General features: G+C 45.3%; 1 protein-coding gene. It reads left to right on the top strand.

All coding sequences use genetic code 11. The annotated features are described in order from the left end of the window. Positions 1-415 precede the first annotated feature (415 nt). Positions 416-1147, top strand: coding sequence for a class I SAM-dependent methyltransferase (locus JG50_RS0117700; RefSeq protein ID WP_033102438.1), 732 nt, complete (start codon positions 416-418; stop codon positions 1145-1147). Positions 1148-1856 lie beyond the last annotated feature (709 nt).

The raw sequence follows: 1856 nt of genomic DNA, 5'->3' as shown, positions 1-1856 counted from the left end.
CATCCTCCTTCTCCATCCTTTCTTCATCGCGCCTCTGTTTTGAGTGCTTCTGTCAGCCGGGATCCCTTCTTACATTGATTCACTTTGTGGATGAAGATGATGTTATCCAGGAGGAATCCTTTTGAATCCCTGGATTGTTTCCTGAATAATGGAATTTATAAGCGTTGCAAATGTCCCCGGCAGTAAGTTCGTTCCTCTGTTCCTGTCAGGTCATATGCAGCAAACGATGTTACTTTTGAGTTTGTTGCTGGGAAATGGATGCAGGTGATCAAGCATTCACACGTTTTTGGTCAGGCAGGTGTCAAAGTGTTTATCCGAATTTGTATAATGGAAATGAAGCTCATCTGAGCTGCGTCATCCGGGTTTCCGTTACACTACCCATAAACATTCAAAAAACGACAGGCAGGTGAAGTGAATGGATAAGACTGGTAATCAAAAAGGGGATTATGGCATAGATGCTCCTGGTGTCATTCGAAACTTGGCGTTGATCGGCATCGTTTTGCTTCTTCTCTGTATGGGGACTTTTTTTGCTTTTGCCGGTGCTTGGCGATGGATCGGAACGATTCCCTTCCTTTTGGGGTTGATTTGTCTCATTGAAGCCGTTTATATGATTTGGAGCAGCAAAGTCGGGAAGTATTATGAACGGGAGAAACTGCTTGATCTCGTCCCTTGGCGGGGAGATGAAAAAGTGCTCGATATCGGATGCGGGAGAGGACTCGTTCTGAATGCTGCTGCCAAACGCCTGGACAGAGGTAAGGCAATCGGAATTGATATTTGGAATGAACAGGATCAATCGGGCAATCATCCTGATGTAACTCTGGAAAATGCCGAAAGAGAAGGAGTAAGAGAACGCGTCGAAGTCGTATCTGCTGATGCGCGGGATATTCCGTTTTCGGACAATGAATTTGATGTGATTGTTTCCAGTCTGGCCCTGCACAATATTTACGATAAAGATGAACGTCGCAAAGCGCTCGGGGAAATATTCCGGGTGCTCAAGCCGGGAGGACATTTTGCGATTCTCGATTTCCGGCATGTTGATGAATATGCCGCGATTTTTGAAGAGTTGGGAGCGACAGGCGTTCAGATTGCCGGTCCCCATTATTTTATTTTTCCTCCTGTACGGATTGTGGTGGGTCGTAAACCTTAGAGGATGCATGTGCCTTGACGGGAATGGAACTTATGAGCGTACAAGGAAACTTGGGTCGTTAATTCCGAATTGGAGAATGCCCGTTATCATACACGAGCGGTTGATTGGTTCAGAATCCTTCATCCTGACAGGAAGATCCGGTAAACAGGAGAAGCGCTGTTTTAAGGAACTTTGCATCATCTGATGTTGTCGAAATCAAGGTATCTGCATGAAAGTTGAAAGTTGGGGGGTTTTTTTGACCCGGGCTCTTGCCAGCGTGTCCCGAAACCGGGCGTTCCGATCCTTGTCTGCATTTCCTGCGCCTCTCTTTTTGTTTCCCGCTGGTTCTCCACGGTTGATAAACGTGCCGCCCGGATTCTTTAGTTATGGGAAAACGGTAAAAGCGTTTTTCATCACTGGTTTGAGCAGAAAACACCAGGTTGTTTTTAGGTACTTTAAAGCAGAGGAAAGACATTGATCGATTCGGTCAAACATGGAGAGCTGCAAACTGCTCGAGGGGGGAGGGATCGTTCAAGTCGGCCGAGTGACGGCAAGTATGTTTTTTGTTTCCGTCCGGGTTTACATGTGCATAAAATGATGGAAATAAAATAAATCTCAAAAGAGGTGTTGACAATCAAATAAAAGGGTAGTATATTTATTTTCGTCGCTGATACGACAACATCTTGCAAAAAGCGAGAGAACAAAACAAAAAAAGTTGTTGACAAGCGTG

Source organism: Thermoactinomyces daqus (assembly GCF_000763315.1).
In the GTDB taxonomy this organism is placed as follows: Bacteria; Bacillota; Bacilli; order Thermoactinomycetales; family Thermoactinomycetaceae; genus Thermoactinomyces_A; species Thermoactinomyces_A daqus.
The sequence above is the reverse complement of the archived record's forward strand: the minus strand, read 5'-3'. Positions and strand labels throughout refer to the sequence as shown.

Bases quoted from the DNA above. Each gene is read 5' to 3' on its own strand.
- JG50_RS0117700 (WP_033102438.1), top strand. From the start codon at position 416: ATGGATAAGACTGGTAATCAAAAAGGGGATTATGGCATAGATGCTCCT.